This is a genomic window from Mycobacterium sp. NTMscope_MAC_269 (assembly GCF_976985695.1).
Genome location: NZ_OZ335668.1, coordinates 3,289,268 through 3,310,778, shown reverse-complemented (window position 1 = coordinate 3,310,778; position 21,511 = coordinate 3,289,268). Strand labels below are relative to the sequence as shown.

Annotated in this window: 19 protein-coding genes and 1 pseudogene; 11 read left to right on the top strand and 9 right to left on the bottom strand. The window is 66.9% G+C overall.

What is annotated here, in order from left to right; genetic code table 11:
* Positions 1-22: 22 nt before the first annotated feature.
* The 3 genes from ACZ50Z_RS15285 to ACZ50Z_RS15275 all read right to left on the bottom strand — a co-directional run bounded on the left by ACZ50Z_RS15285 (position 23) and on the right by ACZ50Z_RS15275 (position 3,295).
* A complete protein-coding gene (locus ACZ50Z_RS15285; protein WP_464484307.1) occupies positions 23-787 on the bottom strand; it encodes an STAS domain-containing protein in 765 nt (254 codons plus the stop codon).
* 388 nt (positions 788-1,175) lie between these two features.
* Positions 1,176-2,144 (bottom strand): DUF4873 domain-containing protein, encoded by a 969-nt coding sequence (locus tag ACZ50Z_RS15280; RefSeq protein ID WP_464486256.1) that lies wholly within the window; start codon positions 2,142-2,144, stop codon positions 1,176-1,178.
* Positions 2,145-2,389: 245 nt separating this feature from the next.
* Entirely contained in the window at positions 2,390-3,295 is a 906-nt protein-coding gene (locus tag ACZ50Z_RS15275; protein WP_464484306.1) for an AurF N-oxygenase family protein, read from the bottom strand.
* Between the two features lie 126 nt (positions 3,296-3,421).
* On the opposite strand from ACZ50Z_RS15275, the gene cobF reads away from it, so the two are divergent.
* From cobF to ACZ50Z_RS15255, 4 genes and pseudogenes are all read left to right on the top strand, one after another.
* Positions 3,422-4,177, top strand: a complete 756-nt coding sequence (gene cobF, locus ACZ50Z_RS15270; protein WP_464484305.1) for a precorrin-6A synthase (deacetylating) — start codon at positions 3,422-3,424, stop codon at positions 4,175-4,177.
* 4 nt (positions 4,178-4,181) lie between these two features.
* A pseudogene (locus ACZ50Z_RS15265) lies at positions 4,182-4,424 on the top strand (DNA-formamidopyrimidine glycosylase family protein); the annotation flags it as partial.
* Between the two features lie 153 nt (positions 4,425-4,577).
* Positions 4,578-5,045: a zinc finger domain-containing protein gene (locus ACZ50Z_RS15260; protein ID WP_464486255.1), complete on the top strand. Its 468-nt coding sequence runs from the start codon at positions 4,578-4,580 to the stop codon at positions 5,043-5,045.
* Between the two features lie 41 nt (positions 5,046-5,086).
* Entirely contained in the window at positions 5,087-5,836 is a 750-nt protein-coding gene (locus ACZ50Z_RS15255) for an SDR family oxidoreductase (protein ID WP_464484304.1), read from the top strand.
* Between the two features lie 7 nt (positions 5,837-5,843).
* Here ACZ50Z_RS15255 and pgi read toward each other — a convergent pair whose 3' ends face one another.
* The 3 genes from pgi to ric all read right to left on the bottom strand — a co-directional run bounded on the left by pgi (position 5,844) and on the right by ric (position 8,873).
* Positions 5,844-7,508: a glucose-6-phosphate isomerase gene (gene pgi / locus ACZ50Z_RS15250; RefSeq protein WP_464484303.1), complete on the bottom strand. Its 1,665-nt coding sequence runs from the start codon at positions 7,506-7,508 to the stop codon at positions 5,844-5,846.
* 120 nt (positions 7,509-7,628) lie between these two features.
* On the bottom strand, positions 7,629-7,949 hold the full coding sequence (locus ACZ50Z_RS15245) for a chorismate mutase (RefSeq protein WP_464484302.1): 321 nt from the start codon (positions 7,947-7,949) through the stop codon (positions 7,629-7,631).
* A 246-nt stretch (positions 7,950-8,195) separates the two neighbouring features.
* Positions 8,196-8,873 carry an iron-sulfur cluster repair di-iron protein gene (gene ric / locus ACZ50Z_RS15240; RefSeq protein WP_464484301.1) on the bottom strand — a complete coding sequence of 226 codons (678 nt, stop codon included), beginning with the start codon at positions 8,871-8,873 and terminating at the stop codon, positions 8,196-8,198.
* 153 nt (positions 8,874-9,026) lie between these two features.
* On the opposite strand from ric, the gene pcrA reads away from it, so the two are divergent.
* Complete coding sequence (pcrA, locus tag ACZ50Z_RS15235; RefSeq protein ID WP_464484300.1) at positions 9,027-11,405, top strand: DNA helicase PcrA; 2,379 nt, start codon at positions 9,027-9,029, stop codon at positions 11,403-11,405.
* An 82-nt stretch (positions 11,406-11,487) separates the two neighbouring features.
* Here the strand turns inward: pcrA and ACZ50Z_RS15230 are convergent, their stop codons facing one another.
* Both ACZ50Z_RS15230 and ACZ50Z_RS15225 read right to left on the bottom strand, forming a co-directional pair.
* Entirely contained in the window at positions 11,488-12,093 is a 606-nt protein-coding gene (locus ACZ50Z_RS15230) for a hypothetical protein (protein WP_464484299.1), read from the bottom strand.
* Between the two features lies 1 nt (position 12,094).
* Entirely contained in the window at positions 12,095-13,153 is a 1,059-nt protein-coding gene (locus tag ACZ50Z_RS15225; protein WP_464484298.1) for a M23 family metallopeptidase, read from the bottom strand.
* Positions 13,154-13,476: 323 nt separating this feature from the next.
* On the opposite strand from ACZ50Z_RS15225, the gene sucC reads away from it, so the two are divergent.
* From sucC to ACZ50Z_RS15210, 3 genes are all read left to right on the top strand, one after another.
* Entirely contained in the window at positions 13,477-14,640 is a 1,164-nt protein-coding gene (gene sucC, locus ACZ50Z_RS15220) for an ADP-forming succinate--CoA ligase subunit beta (RefSeq protein ID WP_464484297.1), read from the top strand.
* Between the two features lie 12 nt (positions 14,641-14,652).
* Positions 14,653-15,555, top strand: a complete 903-nt coding sequence (gene sucD, locus ACZ50Z_RS15215) for a succinate--CoA ligase subunit alpha (protein ID WP_464484296.1) — start codon at positions 14,653-14,655, stop codon at positions 15,553-15,555.
* 110 nt (positions 15,556-15,665) lie between these two features.
* Complete coding sequence (locus ACZ50Z_RS15210) at positions 15,666-17,201, top strand: acetyl-CoA acetyltransferase (protein WP_464484295.1); 1,536 nt, start codon at positions 15,666-15,668, stop codon at positions 17,199-17,201.
* A 17-nt stretch (positions 17,202-17,218) separates the two neighbouring features.
* Here ACZ50Z_RS15210 and ACZ50Z_RS15205 read toward each other — a convergent pair whose 3' ends face one another.
* Positions 17,219-18,067 carry an LLM class F420-dependent oxidoreductase gene (locus ACZ50Z_RS15205; protein WP_464484294.1) on the bottom strand — a complete coding sequence of 283 codons (849 nt, stop codon included), beginning with the start codon at positions 18,065-18,067 and terminating at the stop codon, positions 17,219-17,221.
* A 253-nt stretch (positions 18,068-18,320) separates the two neighbouring features.
* Between ACZ50Z_RS15205 and ACZ50Z_RS15200 the strand changes: the two genes are divergently transcribed.
* From ACZ50Z_RS15200 to purN, 3 genes are all read left to right on the top strand, one after another.
* Positions 18,321-19,214, top strand: coding sequence for a DUF5336 domain-containing protein (locus tag ACZ50Z_RS15200; RefSeq protein WP_464484293.1), 894 nt, complete (start codon positions 18,321-18,323; stop codon positions 19,212-19,214).
* Between the two features lie 38 nt (positions 19,215-19,252).
* The gene (locus ACZ50Z_RS15195; RefSeq protein ID WP_464484292.1) at positions 19,253-20,665 is read left to right on the top strand and encodes a cell division protein PerM; all 1,413 of its coding nucleotides are present in this window, start codon (positions 19,253-19,255) and stop codon (positions 20,663-20,665) included.
* 214 nt (positions 20,666-20,879) lie between these two features.
* On the top strand, positions 20,880-21,509 hold the full coding sequence (gene purN / locus ACZ50Z_RS15190) for a phosphoribosylglycinamide formyltransferase (protein ID WP_464484291.1): 630 nt from the start codon (positions 20,880-20,882) through the stop codon (positions 21,507-21,509).
* Positions 21,510-21,511 lie beyond the last annotated feature (2 nt).

Genomic DNA, 21,511 nt, shown 5'->3' with positions numbered 1-21,511 from the left:
GGCTAGAACTGGTTGGGACGAGTCAGAGCTGATTCTCGGGGCCGATGACCGCCCACACCGTCTTGCCGGACGCCGTCGGTGTGCTGCCCCAGGTGCGGGACAACGCGTCGACGATCGCCAGTCCGGAGACGTCGATGCCCTTCTCCGGAGACGCAAGCCGTACGGCGGCGGTGTTGCTGGCATCGGAGACCGCGATGGTCGCCGTCGTGCCCTGCGCCTCGATCCGCATCACCGGGAGGCTGGCGGTGTGTTCCAGCACGTTCTCGACGAACACGTTGACGACCACCAGCGCAACGGGGATGAGCTTGGCCTGCGACCACGTGGTGAGCCACTCGCGGACCAGCCGCCGCGACTCACGGAGGCTGGTCAGGTCGGCGGGCAGCTGGGCGTCGGCACGCCGCACGGCGCGACGGCCGCTCTGACCCAGCGCCTTCCTGGCCGCCTTCTCGCTGGAGTACACCGGCATGAAGTGAGCGATGCCGCTGCGGGTGATGGCCTCGCGCGTGGCCCGGTTGGTGCAGACGAACGCGATCGGCACGTGGGTCGCGCTGCCGATCTGCCAGTAGGCGCCCATGAAGCTCGACCACGCCGGTTCGGCGTTCAGCTTGAGCCTGGACACGTCGACGATGACCGCGGAGGCCGCGTCCGTCGTCGCCTTGATGAGGCGGTCGCGCAGCGCGGTGGAGTTGGCGGCGTCAAGCACACCGTCGACGGTCAAAACGGCGATCGAGTCATCCGTCCGCGTCGCGACGGCCAACGAGCTGGCCGACTCAGCCACCGGGCTCATCCCAGCTCGATCGGGACGTCCGGTTTCATTTCCCGCTCCTCGTATTCTGCCGGGCCGACTGCTTGAGTATCCGCCATCAGCGGCAAAAGTCTAGTTCGCGGCGAAGTGGCCTCAACGCACCGAGAAGTGGCAGGCCGCGATCGGGATCCCCCCGAACTCACTCCGCAGACCCGCAATAAATGAATCATGCGCCCCCCTCCGTGCCCGTCGAGGCGTCGATCTCCAGTGCCCCGAACGCGCCATGGAGTTCATTGCCCAGCACGCGCTATTCCACGGGGTTACCACACGGCGGGCGCGGCCAAACTTTCTGGTATGGCCGAAAAAACAGGGCTTTTCCTGCGGAAATGCGCTCCTCGGTGTCAGCTGTCGACGCGGTGGCGGTTCTGGTTCACCCGTGGCTCAGCGCGTAGGGGGGAGCACCCACGCCGGCGACCGAGTGCGTGCCCCAGGGTGTCCGTTCGACGATGCGGGCCGGCGCGCTGCGCTCACCCACCGTCAGCGTGGCCATTCGCGCCTGACTCAGGTCGTCGGATGGCGAGTCGAATACCGTTCCTTGCCAGTGGTAGCGCCCGTCGATCGGGTCCAGATGGCCGGTGAGCCGCACCCGCACCGGGTGGCGGTTCCCGGCGATCTCCAGCGTGGCGGCGCCGTCGTAGGTGTCCTCACCGGCCGGCGCGCTGGCCGAAAGGTCGAAGGCGGACGCCACCGGCGGGGGTTCGGCCGGTCGCAGTTGGGCGCGTTCGTTGAAAACCTGCTGGCTACTGGCGCGCACCTCGATGCGGCCGCTGCCGGTGCGCTTCATGAGCTTCAGGCATTCGACGATGTAGCGGGCGTGCGTCCCGGTGTCGGGGCCGGTGGTGAAGAAGTAGTTGGGAAACCCGCGAACCGCGACTCCGCAGAACGGCTCCATGCCGTCGTGCCAGGCCAGCCGAATGGGCAGGCCGCCCGCGCCGGTCAGCGCATCGTCGGCGACGTGATCGGGGATCGAGAATCCGGTGCCGTAGACGATGGCGTCGACGCTGTGCTGGACGCCATCGGCGGTGCGCACGCCCGCCGCGGTCACCGCCTCGAGCGCCGACGAAGCGATCACCACCGGAGACCGCGACGCGCCATGGCGGCGCAGCCAGCGTGTGGCACGGGAACGCCACAGCGGCACCTCGGTGACAACGCGACGCGGCGCGCGCGCAAAAACCGTCACCGATGCCGCGGCGTCGGCCAGCCGGCTCAAGTGGTAGCCGGCGGTGGCGTCGGTGCCGATGACCGCGATTCGCTTGCCGCGCGGGTCGAATGCCGCATCCCACGCGGCCGCGTGAAACGACTTGCCGCGAAACTCGTCTCGCCCGGCAATGGGCGGCAGCCACGGGACACAGACGCTTTGGCCGGCGGCGACGACGACATCGGCCCGGACGATTTCGCCATCGGCCGTGGTCAACAGCCACGTGTCGGAGGCGTCGTCGAACCGTGACTCGAGGACGTGCTGATCGAGCACGACCAGGTCAGTGAAGCCGGCGCCCGTTAAGGCATCGCGGACGCTCTGACCGCCGACCCCGGCACCGACAATGGCGATGTGGCAACGGGATTCGCCGCCGGCACGGGAGACCGTCACAGAAACCTGCTGCGCTTCCAGCCCCGTCGCGCGAGGCGACCCATCAGGCCCACCTCGGTCAAAAACGCCGCCAGTGGAGCGAAGCCGGCAACCTGAGTGTCGCGGCGATGTGGGCTGGTGCGCGCGGTCTTTCGGGCCCGCTTCGGGTCAAGACCCGTTCGCGCATAAGGGACCGGGTTGCTGAACAGATAGTTGAAGAAGTAGCCGCCCAGCCCGTTGATGTTGGCCATGAACCAGCGGTTGAACCGGGGCATTTCGGCGACGCGCTTGCGCGCGCCGTCGCGGGCGAATTGGATGTGGCGTGCCTCTTCGGTCACGTGAATGCGCATGAGCCGCTGAATGATTGGCTGCAGTTCGGGGTCGTCCATCATTTGCCGCTGTAGCGAGTCGAAGATCTCCTCGCCGATGAGGGCGGCCACCCACAGCATCGAGCCGCGCTGAAACGCCAGCGGAAGGAAGTTGATGATCATCCGGTGAAACAGCCGGGGGCGCACCGGTTTTGCGCCGATGCGTTCGATGGCCTTGCCGAACATGACCATGTGACGCGTCTCGTCACCCAGCTCGGTCAGCTTGTAATGCGTCGAATTACTGGTTGGGTCCTCGTGCAGGATGGTGCGCAGCAAGGACTGGTTGAGCATGTTCTCGAACCAGATCCCGGCCGACAGCGTGTTGACCAATTCCTGGCGGGACAGCTCGATCTGCTGTTCGCGGGTCATCTCGTCCCACATCGCGGTGCCGTACAGCGACACCAATCGTGGCGGCAGATAGAACTTGTCCGGGTCGAGCGGCGCATCCCAATCGATGTCGACGATGGGCTCATAGGACTTCTTGACCGAGCCCTTCAGCAGCCGTTCGGAGAATTCTTCACGACTCGGCCCACCTGGCTTCAACGAAGCGGTCATCCCTGGCGTCCCTCCATTGGGTGCTTAGACAGTACCCATGGTACTGGGTACTTCAGGTCCCGACTAGGCCTTTGCGGTATCGATTCGGCAATGTGGTTGAGCAGCGACGCACGTCAGGAGAGTTCATTGGGCCGGCACATCCACGTCATCGGCATCGGCGCCGGCGATCCCGATTACGTGACCCTGCAGGCGATCGAGGCGCTCAACGACACGCAGGTTTTTTTCGCCATGGACAAGGGTGAGCAGAAAAGCGACCTGGTGGCGCTGCGCCGCGAGATCTGCACCCGGTTCATCCGCGGATCGGACTACCGATTCGTCGAACTGTCCGACCCCAAACGCGCAGACGCCGACGGCCGGCAAGCCGACTACCGGGATGCCGTCGCGGATTGGCACGGCGCGCGCGCGCGGATCTGGGCCACCGCGATATCGGGCGAGCTGGGTCCGCACGGCGTCGGCGCCTTCTTAGCCTGGGGTGACCCGTCGCTTTACGACAGCACCCTGCGCATCCTCGACGCCGTTGCGGCGCAGGTCGATTTCACGTTCGACGTGATCCCGGGCATCACCGCGGTGCAGGCGCTGACCGCCCGGCATCGCATCCCGCTCAACGAGGTTGGCGAACCCGTGCTGATCACCACCGGACGCCAGCTGCGCGCGCAGGGCACCTCCGGATCGGCCGTCGTGATGCTCGACGCGGACTGCTCGTTCCAGGCGTGCCCCCCGGAAACCCGCATCTGGTGGGGCGCCTACCTCGGCACCGACGACGAACTGCTCATCGCCGGCACGGTCGGCGAGGTGGGGTCGCGCATCGTTTCGCTGCGGGCCGAAGCCCGCACCCGGCACGGCTGGATCATGGACACCTATTTGCTCCGACCGGCACACTGAAACCGTGCCCGAACTGCCCGAGATCGAAGCGCTGGCCGACCATCTACGGCGCCACGCCGTGGGCCTGACCGTCGGCCGGGTCGATATCGCCGCCCTATCCGTCTTGAAGACCTTCGACCCGCCGATCAGCGCGCTGCACGGCCAGACCGTGGTCGGAGCCGACCGCTGGGGCAAGTACCTGGGTCTGCGGACGGACGACCTTTTCCTGGTCGCCCATTTGTCGCGTGCCGGTTGGTTGCGGTGGTCCGACAAGCTGGCGGCGGCGCCGTTGCGGCCCGGCAAGGGCCCGATTGCGCTGCGCGTGCACCTGGGCACGCCCGGGGAGGCGCCCGGGTTCGACCTCACCGAGGCCGGCACCCAGAAGCGGCTGGCGGTGTGGCTGGTCGGCGACCCGCAGCAGATTCCGCAGATCGCTGCCCTCGGTCCGGACGCGCTGGAACTCGGCCCCGACGAGCTGGCCGGTGTTCTGGCCGGCAACAGCGGCCGGATCAAGACGGTCATCACCGACCAGAAGGTGATCGCCGGCATCGGCAACGCCTACAGCGACGAGATCTTGCACGTCGCGAAGATCTCGCCCTTCGCCACCGCCGGCAAGCTGTCCGAAAAGCAGCTCGCCACCCTGCACGACGCGATGATCACGGTGCTGACCGACGCGGTGAGCCGATCCGTCGGCCAGGGCGCGGCCATGCTCAAGGGTGAGAAGCGCTCCGGATTGCGCGTGCACGCCCGCACGGGGCTGCCCTGCCCGGTGTGCGGGGACACGGTGCGCGAAGTGTCGTTCGCGGACAAGTCTTTTCAATACTGTCCGACGTGTCAGACCGGCGGCAAGGTCCTGGCCGACCGGCGGATGTCGCGTTTGCTGAAGTAGTCGCCCGTCCGGGACTTGACACCTGTCGATATGCTGCCCCGATGACTCGCCAGAAGATCCTCATCACGGGTGCCAGCTCCGGCCTGGGCGCAGGCATGGCGCGTGCCTTCGCCGCCAAAGGCCGCGACCTGGCCCTGTGTGCGCGTCGCACCGACCGGCTTGATGAGCTCAAAGCCGAGCTGACGCAGGCACATCCGGGCATCACCATCGCCGTCGCGGCGCTGGACGTCAACGACCACGAGGCCGTCCCCAAGGTGTTTGCCGAACTCAGCGACGAGCTGGGCGGCATTGACCGGATCGTCGTCAACGCGGGCATCGGCAAGGGCGCCAAACTCGGCTCCGGCAAGCTCTGGGCGAACAAGGCGACCCTCGAGACCAACCTGGTGGCCGCGCTGGTGCAGATCGAGTCGGCGCTGGAAATGTTCAACAACAAGGGGTCGGGCCACCTGGTGCTGATTTCGTCGGTGCTCGGCAACAAGGGCGTGCCGGGCGTCAAGGCGGCGTACGCGGCGAGCAAGGCCGGCCTGAGCTCACTGGGCGAATCGTTGCGCGCCGAATACGCCAAGGGGCCCGTGAAGGTTTCGGTCATCGAACCCGGCTACATCGAGTCGGAGATGACGGCCAAGTCGAACAGCACGATGTTGATGGTGGACAACGAAACTGGCGTCAACGCGCTCGTCGCCGCCATGGAGCGGGAGCCCGGGCGGGCGGCGGTGCCGTGGTGGCCGTGGGCGCCGCTGGTGCAGTTGATGCGGGTGCTGCCGCCTCAGCTGACCAAGATGTTCGCCTGAGAACCGGTCAGCTGGTGCGGCCTCGTTCGCTGCGGTAGCGGCGGACCAGCGCGTCGGTGGAGCTGTCCGATTGCGGCGCCGGCGAGGCGTCCGCGGTGAGTACCGGGAGCAGGGCTTTGGCCTGAGTTTTGCCCAGCTCGACGCCCCACTGGTCGAACGAATCGATTCCCCAGACCACACCCTCGGTGAAGACCTGATGCTCGTAGAGTGCGATCAGCTGGCCCAGCACCGACGGGGTGAGCCGGTCGGCCAGGATCGAGGTCGACGGCCGGTTTCCCGGCATCACCTTGTGCGGCACGATATCCGCGGGCGTGCCCTCGGCGGCGATCTCCTCGGCGGTCTTGCCGAAGGCCAGCACCTGGGTCTGCGCGAAGAAGTTGCTCATCAACAAGTCGTGCATGCTGCCGTCGCCCTCGGCGGTGGGCAGGTCATCGATGGGTTGGCTGAAACCGATGAAGTCGGCCGGCACCAGCCGGGTGCCCTGATGCAGCAACTGGTAGAAAGCGTGCTGCCCATTGGTTCCTGGTTCGCCCCAAAAGATTTCGCCGGTGTCGGTGGTGACGGGACTGCCGTCCGCTCGGGTCGACTTGCCGTTGGACTCCATGGTCAGCTGTTGCAGATAGGCCGCGAAGCGTGCCAAGTCGTTGGAGTACGGCAGCACCGCGCGCGATTGCGCGCCCATGAAATTCGAATACCACAGGCCGATAAGTCCAAGCAGCACAGGGGCATTGGACTCCAGCGGGGCGGTCTTGAAATGCCGGTCGACGATGTGGAATCCGGACAGGAAGTCCGCGAACGCCTCGCGGCCGATGGCGGCCATCACCGACAGGCCGATCGCCGAGTCCACCGAGTAGCGGCCCCCCACCCAATCCCAGAACCCGAACATGTTGTCGGTGTTGATCCCGAAGTCGTCGACGAGGCGCTTGTTGGTGGAGACGGCCACGAAGTGCTGCGCCACCGCGGCGTCGCCGAGGGCGTCGGTCACCCAGCGGCGCGCGGCCGTGGCGTTGGTCAGGGTTTCCAGAGTGGAGAACGTCTTCGACGCGACGATGAAAAGTGTTGTGGCAGGGTCCAAGTCGGCCAGGGTGGCGATCAGGTCGGCTGGGTCGACGTTGGACACGAAGCGCGCCGAGATGCCCGCATCCGCGTAATGGCGAAGGGCCTGGTAGACCATCACCGGGCCGAGGTCCGATCCGCCGATCCCGATGTTGACCACGGTGCTGATGCGTTTGCCGGTGGCTCCGGTCCATTCACCGCTGCGCAAACGGTCGGTGAAGTCGCCCATCCTGTCCAGCACCGCATGCACGTCCTCGACGACGTTTTGGCCATCGACACTCAGCTCGGCGTCCCTGGGTAGGCGCAGCGCGGTGTGCAGCACCGCACGATCCTCCGAGGTGTTGATGTGGACACCTGCGAACATCTGGTCGCGCCGCTGTTCGAGGTTCGCGGTGCGGGCCAGATCGACCAAGAGCCGCAGGGTTTCTCGCGTGATGCGGTGCTTGCTGTAGTCGATGTAGAGGTCGCCGACCGAGACGGTCAGCTCGCGGCCGCGATCGGGATCCTCGTCGAAAAGACGGCGCAGATGGGTGTCGGCGATTTGTTCATGATGCCTGTGCAGGGCGTCCCACGCCGGGGTGGCGGTGATGTCGGGGAGGGTGTGTACGGAGGTCATTGGCGTCGCTCCTCTTCGTCGCTTCGCTCTGCATCGTCGCTGACGCGGGTCATGCTTCGACCCTATGGGCTCCGACGTGAACGAGCCAGGCGCGGCGGTGACCCGGCGCCGAGCGCGGGTTCAGTGACCGAGCCGGCCCCTGCCCAGCCGCAGCAGCAGGATCGCCAGGTCCTTGCCGTCGGGGCCGAGCTCGCTGTAGCGCTCGATGACCTTCATCTCGCGGCTATGGACAAGTCGAGTGCCGCCGGATGCCATCCGGGCCTTGCCGATCGCTTGTGACACCTCGGTGCGCCGTTTGACCGCGGCGAGGATTGCGGCGTCCAGCCGATCGATCTCGTGGCGTAGGTCGTCGATGTCGGTGGCCTCTTGGGTCTCCACCATGTCGATGTTCATCTCTGCTGCCTCCGCGCCGTCGTCGTGATGTGTGGGTTCTGGACTCATGCAGTATCGGGCCTCACTGAAGACGAGCCCCGGGTGCCGAAGGCGGGCCCGGGGCTCTGCGGAAGCAGTTAGACCACGGGCACCGCGGAACGGCACCCGTAGGGGAATCGGCGGCGCCACTCCGGGGTGGAGGAGCGCCGACGATACTGCGGATTGAGCACAAATTGAGTGTGCCACCAAAAACGGTGGGGGTGCAAAAATATCCCGTCTAACCTGCGCTTTTTGCACTTGGGTGCAATTGCGGGATCACACCGTGGCGAGTGCCCGCGGGAACAGAACGTTGTTCTCCTTGTGCACATGCAGGTGCAGGTCGGATTCGATCTCTTCCAGACCGGCCAACATTGCCGTGTACGACCCACAGGCATCCGCGGGGACCGCGTAACCGCTGGTAAGCTCGCGCAGCTCTGCCAGCAGTCCGCCGGCGACATCGTGTTCTTTCATGTTCTGCTCCAGCGCGGTGCGCAGTTCACCGGAGACTGCGGCGCCACCGCGGGCGCGCAGCTCGGGGAAGATGCTGTCCTCCTCGGTGCGCAGGTGCGCCTCAATCTTTTCGCGCAGTTCACCGAAGGCATTTCGGACCTGGCCGAGTTCGGGGTGGTTGTCCCCATGCACCCGGGCCACCTTGTCCACCAGTGCCCACATCCGCGGGAATTCATCCCACAGGAACCGGTGGTGCGTGTCGAGGATGTGCTCGATCAATGCGGCGTCGGCCATATCCGCCCAGTCGGCCCGTGGTCCGGGCTCCTCGCCGTTCAATGCGGTGAGAACCTCGTCGACGTCGATCTGCGCCTCGTTGCACGCCGCACCGATCGGGCGTTGGCCATGACAGCAGTAGTCGATGCCGAAGCGGTCCAATATCCGGGTGCGCGAAGGGTCGGCAGTGATGACATCGCCGAGAATCGTCTCGGGCGTGTAGGTGGCCATCGCAATCTCCTTGTGGTCGGTGAGTCGGGTCGCAGTCCTGACAAGCTCACGCGTGCTGATATTTATTCCGGATTATGCCGTATTTATTCCGGGGCATGGCGCAGGGCGAACGCTGCACCGGTTGTCGGTATCGGGCGGTAGGTTAGGAACGTCATGACCGGATACCTGACCGACGCTGTGACAAGCGCGTTTCCTTCGCCTCAAGCCTCCTCGGCCAGCCAGGAGCTGCTCGACGGCCTCAACCCACAGCAGCGCCAGGCGGTGGTGCACCAGGGTTCACCGCTGCTGATCGTCGCGGGGGCGGGTTCGGGCAAGACCGCGGTGCTCACGCGCCGCATCGCCTACCTGATCGCGGAGCGCGGGGTCGGGGTGGGCCAGGTGCTGGCCATCACCTTCACCAACAAGGCCGCAGCGGAGATGCGCGAACGGGTGGTGCGGCTGGTCGGTAACCGGGCCCGCGCCATGTGGGTGTCCACCTTTCACTCCACCTGCGTGCGCATCCTGCGCAACCAGGCGTCCCTGATCGACGGCCTCAACTCCAACTTTTCGATCTATGACGCCGACGATTCGCGGCGGCTGTTACAGATGATCGGGCGCGACATGGGGCTCGACATCAAGCGCTACTCGCCGCGGCTGTTGGCCAACGCCATCTCCAATCTGAAGAACGAGCTGATCGACCCCGCCGACGCGGTCTCCAAGCTGACCGACGATTCCGATGAGTTGTCCCGCACGGTGGCCAGCGTCTACGGCGAGTATCAGCGGCGGCTGCGGGCGGCGAACGCGCTGGACTTCGACGACCTGATCGGCGAAACCGTGGCGGTGTTGCGGGCCTTCCCGCAGATCGCCCAGCATTATCGGCGGCGGTTCCGGCACGTGCTCGTCGACGAGTACCAGGACACCAACCACGCCCAGTACGTGCTGGTGCGCGAATTGGTGGGCCGCGGCGGTGCGGTGAACCAGACCGGCAGCGACGAGCTATCCGACGAGGTGCCGCCGGCCGAGTTGTGCGTGGTCGGCGACGCCGACCAGTCGATCTATGCGTTCCGCGGCGCCACCATCCGCAACATCGAGGACTTCGAACGCGACTACCCCGACGCGACAACCATTCTGCTGGAACAGAATTACCGGTCGACGCAGAACATTCTGTCGGCGGCTAATTCGGTGATCGCTCGCAATTCCGGGCGGCGTGACAAGCGACTGTGGACCGCCGAGGGCGCCGGCGAGTTGATCGTCGGCTATGTCGCCGACAACGAGCATGACGAGGCCAGATTCGTCGCCGAGGAGATCGACGCGCTTGCCGACAAGGGTGAGATCACCTACAACGACGTCGCCGTGTTCTATCGCACCAACAACTCGTCACGGTCGCTCGAAGAGGTCTTCATCCGCGCCGGCATCCCCTACAAAGTCGTTGGGGGAGTGCGCTTTTACGAGCGCAAGGAGATTCGCGACATCGTCGCCTACCTGCGGGTGCTGGATAACCCCGGCGACGCGGTCAGCATGCGGCGCATCCTCAACACCCCACGTCGCGGCATCGGAGATCGCGCCGAGGCCTGCGTGGCGGTGTACGCCGAGAACACCGGGGCCAGCTTCGCCGACGCGCTCGTCGCCGCTGCCGAAGGCAAAGTGCCGATGCTGAATTCGCGCGCGGAGAAGGTGATCGCCGGTTTCGTCGAACTGCTTGACGAGCTGCGGGGCCGCCTGGACGACGATCTCGGAGATCTTGTCGAGTCGGTGCTCGAACGCACCGGGTACCGCAGGGAGCTGGAGTCCTCCACCGACCCTCAGGAACTGGCGCGGTTGGACAACCTCAACGAACTCGTCAGTGTGGCACACGAATTCAGCACCGACCGGGCGAACGCCGAAGCGCTGGATGAGTCGCTGCACACTCCCGAAGACGAGGACGTACCGGATACCGGTGTGCTGGCGGAGTTCTTGGAAAGGGTGTCGCTGGTTTCCGACAGCGACGAAATCCCCGAGGACGGTGCCGGCATGGTCACGCTGATGACCCTGCACACCGCGAAAGGCCTCGAGTTTCCGGTGGTGTTCGTCACCGGGTGGGAGGACGGGATGTTCCCCCATATGCGGTCATTGGACGACCCGACCGAGCTTTCCGAGGAGCGGCGGCTGGCCTACGTGGGCATCACCCGCGCCCGGCAGCGGCTGTATGTCAGCAGGGCCATCGTCCGTTCCTCGTGGGGACAGCCCATGCTCAACCCGGAATCCCGGTTCCTGCGGGAGATTCCGCAAGAATTGATCGAGTGGCGTCGCACCGCGCCGGCCCCGTCGTTCAGCGCGCCGGTGAGTGGCGCCGGACGATTCGGTACGCCGCGCGCGGCACCCACCCGCTCCGGGATGAGCAAACGGCCCCTGCTGGTGCTCGAGCCCGGCGACCGGGTGACGCACGACAAGTACGGCCTGGGCCGGGTCGAGGAAGTCTCCGGCGTCGGCGAATCGGCGATGTCGCTGATCGACTTCGGCAGTTCGGGGCGGGTGAAGCTGATGCACAACCACGCGCCGATCAGCAAACTCTAGCCCGGCGGCGAGGAGCCGCGTCGAGCATGCACCCAGCGCGAAAACAGCGAAATCTTCGCTGTCAGTACACGTTCGGCGGCGGTCAGGGTTCCAGCCAGCGTTTGGTTTGCGGCACCATCACCAGCACCATCGTGGAAATCGGCAATAGCGGCAGCAGGTGCACGACCCACGCCACACGCGCACCGGCGATGAACACTCCAATGTAGGTGAGGAAAGCGACGAGCGCGCCGGCCAGCAAGAGGTAGCGGCTGACCGGACGGCGCTGCAGTAGCGCGATCACGCCGGTCACCGTGGTGGCGCCGAACACCAAGGCGAGAAACGCGACCGCGATGCAGAACAGGCGATCCGTTCGCCACCAACCGGCGATCAGATCGGTGGCCACCACCGACGTGGCCCACCCGCTGACGATGCTGACCGCGCACGCGGCGACGGCCGTGCGGTCGCTGGGCTCCAGGGCCGGCACGCCGGCGTAGCCGGTCCGCCCCGCACGCGGACCGCCCCGGTACGGCGGGGCCGGTGGGACGAACTGACTTGTCGGGGAGTCCGGCGTAGTAGGGATCGGTCCGGTCGGTGCGCGGCGGATGATCCGCGTCCGTGAGTCGGAGGATGCCGAGTCGGACGGTGCCGAGGGCTCCGCGGTGGGCTCGGGGGGACGCGGACCGGAAGGTTGTTCGTTCGGCGCGGTCACCTCAACCAGCGTAGTTGCCGACCATAAGACCACGCTTAGCCAGCCACGGCACGGGATCGATCCGCTCGGTGCCGCCCTGCAGCACCTCGAAATGCAGGTGCGGGCCGGTGGAATTACCCCGGTTACCCATGGTGGCGATCTGATCGCCGGCCATCACGCGCTCGCCCACGCTGACCAAGGTGGTGTTGATGTGGCCATACAGCGTGACCGTGCCGTCGGCGTGCCGCAGCTTGACCAGCATGCCGTAACCGCCGGCCGGGCCGGCTTCGATGACGACGCCGTCGGACACGGCCAGGATCGGCGTGCCGATCGAGTTGGCCAGGTCGATGCCGGCGTGCAGCACGCCCCAGCGGTAGCCGAAGTTGGAGGTGAATATGCCCTTGGTCGGCATCACGTAGAGCGGTTGCTGCAAACGCGCCTCGCGCTGCGCGCGGTCGTTGGCGAAGGCGACGCCCTTGGCGAGTTCCTGGTTGTGCAATGCCGCGGTGGCCGCGGGCTCCACCGCGATCACCTGGGGGCCGCGGACGGTGCTGCTGCCCGACCCGCCGGTGAGCGCGGACGCGTTGGCGGCCAGCACCGCCTCGGTCTTGGGGGTGTCGGCGTGGCTGGTGGCCGTGTGCGCGGCCGCGGCAGCGGCGCCGGCGGCCATCGCCGAGATCAGCAGGCGACCGCGCGCCGCGCTGGTGGGTTGCTTGCGATGTTGCCCCCCGCGGCGGGCGGCGCCGACGACGTCGGTGGTGTGCGGGCGATCGAGGCGCCGCCCGGTGTGCGGCTCGGTGGCGACCCGGGGCAACACCTCCGTGGCGGGCGCGGCCAGCCACCGCGGCCTCAAGTCGTCGGTCTCGTGGAGGTCGTCGAGCTCCGGGGCCAGCAGGACCTGCGCTTCGTTGTCGAACGTCGAGTCGTTGCTGAAGTCCAACCCCGCATGGTCGCCGACGTCCTCGAAGGAATCGCCGAAATCGAGGTCGTCGAAGTCAAAGCCGTCGAGCGGAAGGATCTCCGTGACCTCGGTGCGATGGGGTTCCGCCGACCGGGCGCCTGCTGCGCGACTCACCCTCAAAATGCCTGTTGCTACGGCAGAGGGCGTGGCAAAACGGTGCTGGGGCAACCTGGAATGTCCTCGTATCGTGACCATAACGTTATCTGGACCCTAGGAAGGTATCCGCTGACGCGCGCGGCTGGCAACCTCGTCGCAGAATCCGGGCGGAATTGTGATTTGGATCACGCGGGCGGTCTATCCACGTCCCGTGAGCTGTGCCACATCGGCGGACGCGGCGGTCAAAGCCATTTCGAGGGTGGATACAGTTCGTCCGTGCGAGTTGCCGGATGCGGCACCGCCCACCAAGAGGCCTAGCAGTTGAGTCGAGCGAAGACAGAGAGTCCATGGACCTTTTCGAGTATCAAGCAAAAGAATTGTTCGCCAAGCACAACGTACCGACTACGCCGGGACGCGTGACCGACACCGCCGAGGGCGCTCGCGAGATCGCCACCGAGATCGGTCGCCCGGTGATGGTCAAGGCGCAGGTGAAGGTCGGCGGACGCGGCAAGGCGGGCGGCGTGAAGTACGCAGCGACGCCCGACGACGCCTACGAGCACGCCACGAACATCCTCGGTCTCGACATCAAGGGACACGTCGTCAAGAAGCTGCTGGTCGCCGAGGCCAGCGACATCGCCGAGGAGTACTACATCTCCTTCCTGCTCGACCGCGCCAACCGCACCTACCTGGCCATGTGCTCGGTCGAGGGCGGCATGGAGATCGAGGAGGTGGCCGCCACCAAGCCCGAGCGGCTGGCCAAGGTTCCGGTGGACGCCGTCAAGGGTGTCGACCTGGCGACCGCGCGTTCCATCGCCGAGCAGGGCCACCTGCCCGCCGAGGTGCTCGACGCCGCCGCGGTCACCATCAACAAGCTGTGGGAGGTCTTCGTCGCCGAGGACGCCACCCTGGTCGAGGTCAACCCGCTGGTGCGCGACCCCAAGGACCAAATCCTGGCGCTGGACGGCAAGGTCACCCTCGACGCCAACGCCGACTTCCGTCAGCCGGGCCACGCCGAGTTCGAGGACCGCGACGCGACCGACCCGCTCGAGCTTAAGGCCAAGGAGCACGACCTCAACTACGTCAAGCTGGACGGCTCTGTCGGCATCATCGGTAACGGCGCGGGCCTGGTCATGTCGACGCTCGACGTCGTCGCCTACGCGGGTGAGAAGCACGGCGGGGTCAAGCCGGCCAACTTCCTGGACATCGGCGGCGGCGCGTCGGCCGAGGTGATGGCCGCGGGCCTGGACGTCATCCTGAACGACAAGCAGGTCAAGAGTGTGTTCGTGAACGTGTTCGGTGGCATCACCTCGTGCGACGCCGTCGCCAACGGGATCGTGACCGCGCTGAACATGCTCGGCGACGAGGCGAACAAGCCGCTCGTGGTCCGGCTCGACGGCAACAACGTCGACGAGGGCCGGCGCATTCTGGCCCAAGCCAACCACCCGCTGGTGATCCAGGCCGAGACCATGGACGCCGGTGCCGACAAAGCCGCCGAGCTGGCGAACAAGTAAGGGACCCAAGCCATGTCGATCTTTTTGAACAAAGACTCCAAGGTCATCGTCCAAGGCATCACCGGTGGTGAGGGCACCAAGCACACCGCGCTGATGATGAAGGCCGGCACCCAGGTGGTGGGCGGGGTGAACGCCCGCAAGGCGGGCACCACCGTGTCGCACGTGGACCCCGTCGGCAAGGACGTCGAACTCCCGGTGTTCGGCACCGTCGCCGAGGCGATGAAGGAGACCGGCGCCAACGTGTCGGTCGTCTTCGTCCCGCCGAAATTCGCCAAGGACGCGATCATCGAGGCCATCGACGCCGAGATCCCGCTGCTGGTGGTCATCACCGAGGGAATTCCGGTGCAGGACAGCGCATATGCGTGGGCCTACAACGTCGACAAGGGGCAGAAGACGCGCATCATCGGGCCGAACTGCCCCGGCATCATCACCCCGGGCGAAGCCCTGGCCGGCATCACCCCCGCCAATATCAGCGGCCCCGGCCCCGTCGGGCTGGTGTCCAAGTCGGGCACCCTGACCTACCAAATGATGTACGAGCTGCGCGATTTCGGTTTCTCCACCTCGATCGGCATCGGCGGTGACCCGGTGATCGGCACCACCCACATCGACGCCATCGAGGCCTTCGAGAAAGACCCCGACACCAAGGTCATCGTGATGATCGGTGAGATCGGTGGCGACGCCGAGGAGCGCGCGGCCGACTACATCAAGGCCAACGTGTCCAAGCCGGTCGTCGGCTATGTCGCGGGATTTACTGCGCCGGAAGGCAAGACGATGGGCCACGCGGGCGCCATCGTGTCCGGCTCGTCGGGCACTGCGGCCGCCAAGAAGGAAGCCTTGGAGGCCGCCGGCGTCAAGGTCGGCAAGACCCCGTCCGAGACCGCCGCGCTGGCCCGGGAGATCCTGCAGAACCTGTAGTGCTTCACCGAGACTGCGGTCAGGTCGCGAATCCGCGATCCGGCCGCAGTTTCGTTTTGACCCCGGCTATCGGTTAGCCTGTCGAACTAACAGTTGCCAGGAGGTTTGTAATGCCGGTCGATCCCCGTACTCCGGTGCTCGTCGGCGTCGGCCAGTTCACCGAGCGCATCGACGACCCCGACTATCGGGGCATGTCGGCGGTCGACCTCGCCACCGCCGCCACGCAGGCGGCCCTCGCCGACACCGGCGTCAACGGCGTGGCGAAGGCCGTCGACACCGTCTTCGGGCTACGGCAGTTCGAGATCTCCGGACCGATGCCCGCGGCGCTCGGCAAATCGAACAACTACCCGCGCTCGGTGATGAACCGCCTCGGCGGCGACCCGGCCCGCGTGGTCCTGGAACCGGTCGGTGGGCAGGGGCCGCAAAAGCTGGTCACCGAGGCGGGCAACGCCATCGCGGCGGGTGACGCCGACGTCGTACTGATCATGGGCTCGGAGCCGGGCTCGACGGCTCGCTTTTGGAGCCGTGCCGCCGAGAGCGGGCAAGCCAAGCCCGACTTCACCGAACATGTCGACGGTCAACTGGAGGACCGCGGCCACCAGATCTTCAGCTACATAGACGAATACACGATCCAGCACGGCTTGACCGGGGCGCCCGTGCAGTACGGGCTCATGGAGAACGCCCGCCGCGCCCGCCTGGGACGCAGCGTGGCCGATTATCGCCGCGAGATGGCCGAACTGTTCGCCCCGATGTCCAAAGTTGCTGCCAAGAACCCATTTTCGTCATCGCCGGTGGAACGGTCGGTCGACGAGATCATCACGATCACCGATGACAACCGGATGATCTGCGACCCCTACCCCCGTTTGCTCGTAGCCCGCGATCAGGTCAACCAGGGCGCGGCGGCGGTGCTGATGTCGGTGGAGGCGGCGACGCGTCTCGGTGTGGCGCAGGACAAGTGGGTTTATGTGCACGGCCACTCGGACATGGTCGAGCAGGCGATGCTCGATCGCGTCGACCTGGGAGCCAGCCCGGCGGCCGTCCATGCGGTACGAGAAGCATTGCGGGTGGCGGGAATTGGTGTCGACGACATCGCCACCTTCGACCTGTACAGCTGCTTTCCGTTCCCGGTGTTCGTCATCTGCGAGGCCCTGGGCATCGACGGCGACGATCCGCGGGGCCTGACACTGACCGGCGGACTGCCCTACTTCGGCGGTCCCGGGAACAGCTACTCGCTGCACGGCATTGCCGAGACGGTTACCCAGGTGCGGGACAGGCCAGGGCAATTCGGGCTCGTCGGCGCCAACGGCGGCATCATGAGCAAGTACTCGGTCGGCATCTACTCGACCACGCCGGTGGGCTGGCGTACCGACAACTGCGCGGAGCTGAAGAAGGAGATCGACGCGTTGCCGAAGGTCGACGTCACGAAAACGCCCGACGGCGCGGCGAGGATCGAGACGTATTCCGTGCGCTACGACTGGCCGACCCGCACCGGCATCATCGTCGGACGGCTCGCCGCGGACAACGGGCGATTCATGGCTACCACCGACGACGACGACCTCGTCGCGTTGATGAGCGACGGCGATCCCCTCGGTGCGGAGATCTTCGTCTGGTCCACCGACAACGGCAACCGGGCGTCGCTGGCATAGCGGCTGGCTAGGTCACGTCAGACCAGGGCGGCGAGCTTGCCGGCCAAGCGCTCGACGTAGGCGGCGACCTCAGCCTCCGGCTTGTCCGGCAGGCCGAACAGCACTTCGGTCACGCCGAGCTCGGCCCATTTGGCGAGCTTCTCCGGGACGGGCTTGAAGTCCAGCGCCACGATCTGCGGGGCGCCGTCGCGGCCGGCGGCCGCCCAGGTGTCCTGCAGCAACCTGACCGGTTCGTCGATGTCGAAGTCGCGCGGCGTGGTGATCCAACCGTCGGCGCTGCGCGCGATCCACTTGAAGTTCTTTTCGGTGCCCGCGGCACCCACCAGCACCGGGATGTGCGACTGCACCGGCTTGGGCCAGGCCCAGCTGGGGCCGAACTTGACGAACTCGCCGTCGTACTCGGCTTCTTCCTCGGTCCACAGCGCCCGCATCGCTTCGAGGTACTCGCGCAGCATGGTGCGCCGGCGCCCGGGGGGCACGTTGTGGTCGGCGAGTTCGTCGGTGTTCCAACCAAATCCGACGCCCAGGCTGACCCGTCCGCCAGAGAGATGGTCCAGGGTGGCAATGCTTTTCGCCAGCGTGATGGGGTCGTGTTCGACCGGCAGCGCCACCGCCGTCGACAGCCGCACCCGCGACGTGACGGCGCAGGCCGCGCCCAAACTCACCCACGGGTCCAGCGTGCGCATGTAGCGGTCGTCGGGCAGCGACGCGTCGCCGGTCGTCGGGTGCGCGGCCTCCCGCTTGATCGGGATATGAGTGTGTTCAGGCACGTAGAAGGTTTGAAAGCCGTGGTCGTCGGCAAGCTTCGCGGCCGTCGCCGGAGAGATGCCGCGGTCGCTGGTAAAAAGCACAAGCCCGTAATCCATGCAGAGAATTAGAACGTGTTCTACCTCTGCTGGGCAAGCTCTGGTGATACGGACCGTCTCGCCGGGGGTTTGCGGCGGCGTCGCGGCGGGGCCCGCCGCCCAAGCCGGTGGCAGCGGCACCGGTTGCCGCACGTGCGCTAGCGTGGGTGATCGACCGCGTCGCAACGCAGTGACGCGCCTGCAAGCACAGCGTCGCATCGCCACCGTGGCGCCCGCTCGGCACATAAAGGCACTGGAAGCAACAGGAGGAGCAATGACCTACTCTCCCGGTAGCCCCGGATACCCACCGGCGCAGCCCGGCGGCACCTACGCAGGCGCCACACCCTCGTTCGCCAAAGAAGACGACGGCAAGAGCAAGCTTCCGCTGTACCTGAACATCGCGGTGGTGGTGCTCGGCTTCGTGGCCTACCTCCTGAACTTCGGGCCCACGTTCACCATCAGCGCCGACCTCGGTCCGGGCATCGGCGGTCGCGCCGGTGACGCGGGCACCGCGGTCGTGGTCGCCCTGCTGGCCGCGCTGCTCGCCGGGCTGAGCCTGCTGCCGAAAGCCAAGAGCTACGCGGGCGTTGTCGCGGTCATCGCGGTGTTGGGCGCGCTGCTGGCCATCACCGAGACGATCAACCTGCCCGCCGGCTTCGCGATCGGCTGGGCGATGTGGCCGCTGGTGGCGGCCGTCGTGCTGCAGGCGATCGCGGCGGTCGTCGTCGTGTTGCTGGACTCCGGCGTGATCACGGCGCCGACGCCGCGCCCGAAGTACGACCCCTACTCGCAATACGGCCAGTACGGGCAATACGGGCAGTACGGCCAACAGCCCTACTACGGTCAGCCGGGCGGCCAGCAGCAGGGCGGCCACCAGGGATACGGATCGCAATACGGCGGTTATGGGGCCGGCGGGGCGCCGACCCAGAGCGGCGTTCCGACCGGAGGTTTCGGCGCCCAGCCGCAGTCGGGACCGCAGCCGTCCGCGCAGCACCAGGGCTCGTCGACGCCCCCCACCGGCTTCCCCAGCTTCAGCCCGCCTCCCAGCGTGGGTGGCGGATCGGACACCGGTTCGCCGACCACGAACTACTCCGAGCAATCGGGCGGTCAGTCCTTCGGCCAGGAGCAGCAGTCGCCGTCATCACCGTCTGGGCCAGCGCCCGCCTAACCGTGCGCTGTCGCGCCTAGTCGGGGACGTGCCCAAGAGTGACACGGCTAGAGGACAACCGAGCAGCGGGCGCTCGCCAGGCGCGTGACCTCGTCAGGGTCGCGTTCGCCTCGGCCGTGGTGGCGTTGGTCATCATCGCCGCGGTCACGCTGATCCAGCTGCTGATCGCCAACAGCGACATGACCGGCGCACTGGGCGCCATCGCCAGCATGTGGCTCGGCGTGCACCAGGTGCCCATCTCCATCGGCGGCCGCGAACTCGGTGTGATGCCGCTGCTGCCGGTACTGCTCATGGTCTGGGCCACCGCGCGCAGCACGGCGCGGGCCACCTCGCCCCACTCGTCGTGGCTGGTGGTTCGGTGGGTGGTCGCCTCGGCGCTGGGCGGCCCGTTGCTGATGACGGCGATCGCACTGGCGGTCATCCACGACGCGTCGTCGGTGATCACGGAGCTGCAAACGCCGAGCGCGCTGCGGGCGTTCCTCAGTGTGCTGGTGGTCCACGCGGCCGGTGCGGGGATCGGGGTGTGGTCCCGGGTGGGACCGCGCGCGCTGGCGGCGTCGTCGCTGCCCTATTGGCTGGGCGATTCGCTGCGTGCCGCCTCCGCCGGGCTGCTGGCGTTGCTCGGGCTGTCCGGCTTGGTGACGGCCGGGTCGCTCGTCGTGCACTGGGCGACCATGCAGGAGCTCTACGGCATCACCGATTCGATCTTCGGCGAGTTCAGCCTCACTCTGCTGTCAATGTTGTACGCGCCCAACGTGATTGTGGGCACCGCGGCGGTGGCGGTCGGTTCCAGCGCGCATATCGGTTTCGCGACGTTCAGCTCGTTCACCGTGTTCGGCGGCGACATCCCGGCGTTACCGGTGTTGGCCGCGGTGTCCCGGCCGCCGCTGGGGCCGGTGTGGGTCGCGCTGCTCATCATCGGTGCGTCGTCGGGCGTGGCGGTCGGCCAGCAGTGCGCGCGGCGTGCGCTGCCCCCTGCCGCGGCGTTAATCAAGCTGCTGGTCGCCTCGGTCGCCGGTGCGTTGGTGATGTCGCTGCTCGCATACGCCGGAAGCGGCCAGCTGGGTAACTTCGGCCACGTCGGGGTGGATCAGGGCGCATTACTGCTCGGTGTCTTCTTCTGGTTCACGGTGATCGGTGGGATCACCGTGGCGATGAGTGGGGGGATCAGGTCGCGGCCCAGGCGGTTGCGAGCCAAACCCGCGTCCGCACCCGCCGGGGAGCCGTCGGGGGAGCCGGCCGATTTCGCCGATGTTTTCGACGATCGGGTTGCAGAAGAGGACGTGTTCGACACTTCCGCGCCCGAGGGTGAGCCGGGGGAGGGCGAGTCGGAGCCTGCCGTGGCCGAGCGTGATCCTTTGGAGGGCGAGTCGGAGCCTGCCGTGGCCGAGCGTGATCCTCTGGAGGGCGAGCCGGAGCCTCCCGTGGCCCCGCGCGATCCAGAGGAATAGGCAATTGCCCTATCGACCGGGCTGTCGGCGGCGGACGACGCCGCCGGACACCTCCTCAGCGCGCCCGTGAGGGCGCGCATCGTCACCCCCTGTGCGGATCGTCGGGCTCCTCAGCGCGCCCGTGAAGGCGCGCATCGTCACCCCCTGTGCGGATCGTCGGGCTCCTCAGCGCGCCCGTGAAGGCGCGCATCGTCACCCGACTAGGCTCGCCGATGTGGTCGAAGCCCTCCATGTGCCCCCCAACGCGTCGGCGCGGGTAGTGGTACTGGCCTCGGGCACCGGATCGTTGCTGAACTCCTTGATCGGCGCCGCCGTCGCGGACTATCCGGCCCGGATCGTCGCCGTCGGCGCCGACCGCGACTGCCTGGCCACCGAGATCGCCGCGGCCGCGTCCCTGCCGAGCTTCACCGTCCGGCTCGGCGATCACGCCGACCGCGACGCCTGGGACGCCGCCATCACCGAGGCCACCGCCGCCCACTCGCCCGATCTGGTGGTTTCGGCGGGATTCATGAAAATACTTGGACCGCAGTTCCTTTCACGATTCTACGGACGCGTCATCAACACCCATCCGGCACTGTTGCCGGCGTTTCCGGGTGCGCACGGGGTGGCCGACGCGTTGGCCTACGGTGTGAAAATCACAGGCTGTACGGTGCACCTGGTGGACGCCGGGACGGACACCGGGCCGATTTTGGCGCAGCAATCCGTTCCGGTGCTCGACGGCGACAACGAAGAGACTCTGCATGAACGCATCAAGGTCACCGAACGCAAGCTGCTCGCGGACGTGGTGGCCGCGATCGCAACGGGCGGCCTGACCCTGGTCGGGAGAAAAGCGACGATCGGATGAAA

Coding starts and splice junctions, on each gene's coding strand:
- ACZ50Z_RS15285 (WP_464484307.1), bottom strand. CDS start 787: ATGAGCCCGGTGGCTGAGTCGGCCAGCTCGTTGGCCGTCGCGACGCGG.
- ACZ50Z_RS15275 (WP_464484306.1), bottom strand. CDS start 3,295: ATGACCGCTTCGTTGAAGCCAGGTGGGCCGAGTCGTGAAGAATTCTCC.
- ACZ50Z_RS15255 (WP_464484304.1), top strand. CDS start 5,087: ATGACTCGCCAGAAGATCCTCATCACGGGTGCCAGCTCCGGCCTGGGC.
- pgi (WP_464484303.1), bottom strand. CDS start 7,508: ATGACCTCCGTACACACCCTCCCCGACATCACCGCCACCCCGGCGTGG.
- ACZ50Z_RS15245 (WP_464484302.1), bottom strand. CDS start 7,949: ATGAGTCCAGAACCCACACATCACGACGACGGCGCGGAGGCAGCAGAG.
- ric (WP_464484301.1), bottom strand. CDS start 8,873: ATGGCCACCTACACGCCCGAGACGATTCTCGGCGATGTCATCACTGCC.
- pcrA (WP_464484300.1), top strand. CDS start 9,027: ATGACCGGATACCTGACCGACGCTGTGACAAGCGCGTTTCCTTCGCCT.
- sucC (WP_464484297.1), top strand. CDS start 13,477: ATGGACCTTTTCGAGTATCAAGCAAAAGAATTGTTCGCCAAGCACAAC.
- sucD (WP_464484296.1), top strand. CDS start 14,653: ATGTCGATCTTTTTGAACAAAGACTCCAAGGTCATCGTCCAAGGCATC.
- ACZ50Z_RS15210 (WP_464484295.1), top strand. CDS start 15,666: ATGCCGGTCGATCCCCGTACTCCGGTGCTCGTCGGCGTCGGCCAGTTC.
- ACZ50Z_RS15205 (WP_464484294.1), bottom strand. CDS start 18,067: ATGGATTACGGGCTTGTGCTTTTTACCAGCGACCGCGGCATCTCTCCG.
- ACZ50Z_RS15200 (WP_464484293.1), top strand. CDS start 18,321: ATGACCTACTCTCCCGGTAGCCCCGGATACCCACCGGCGCAGCCCGGC.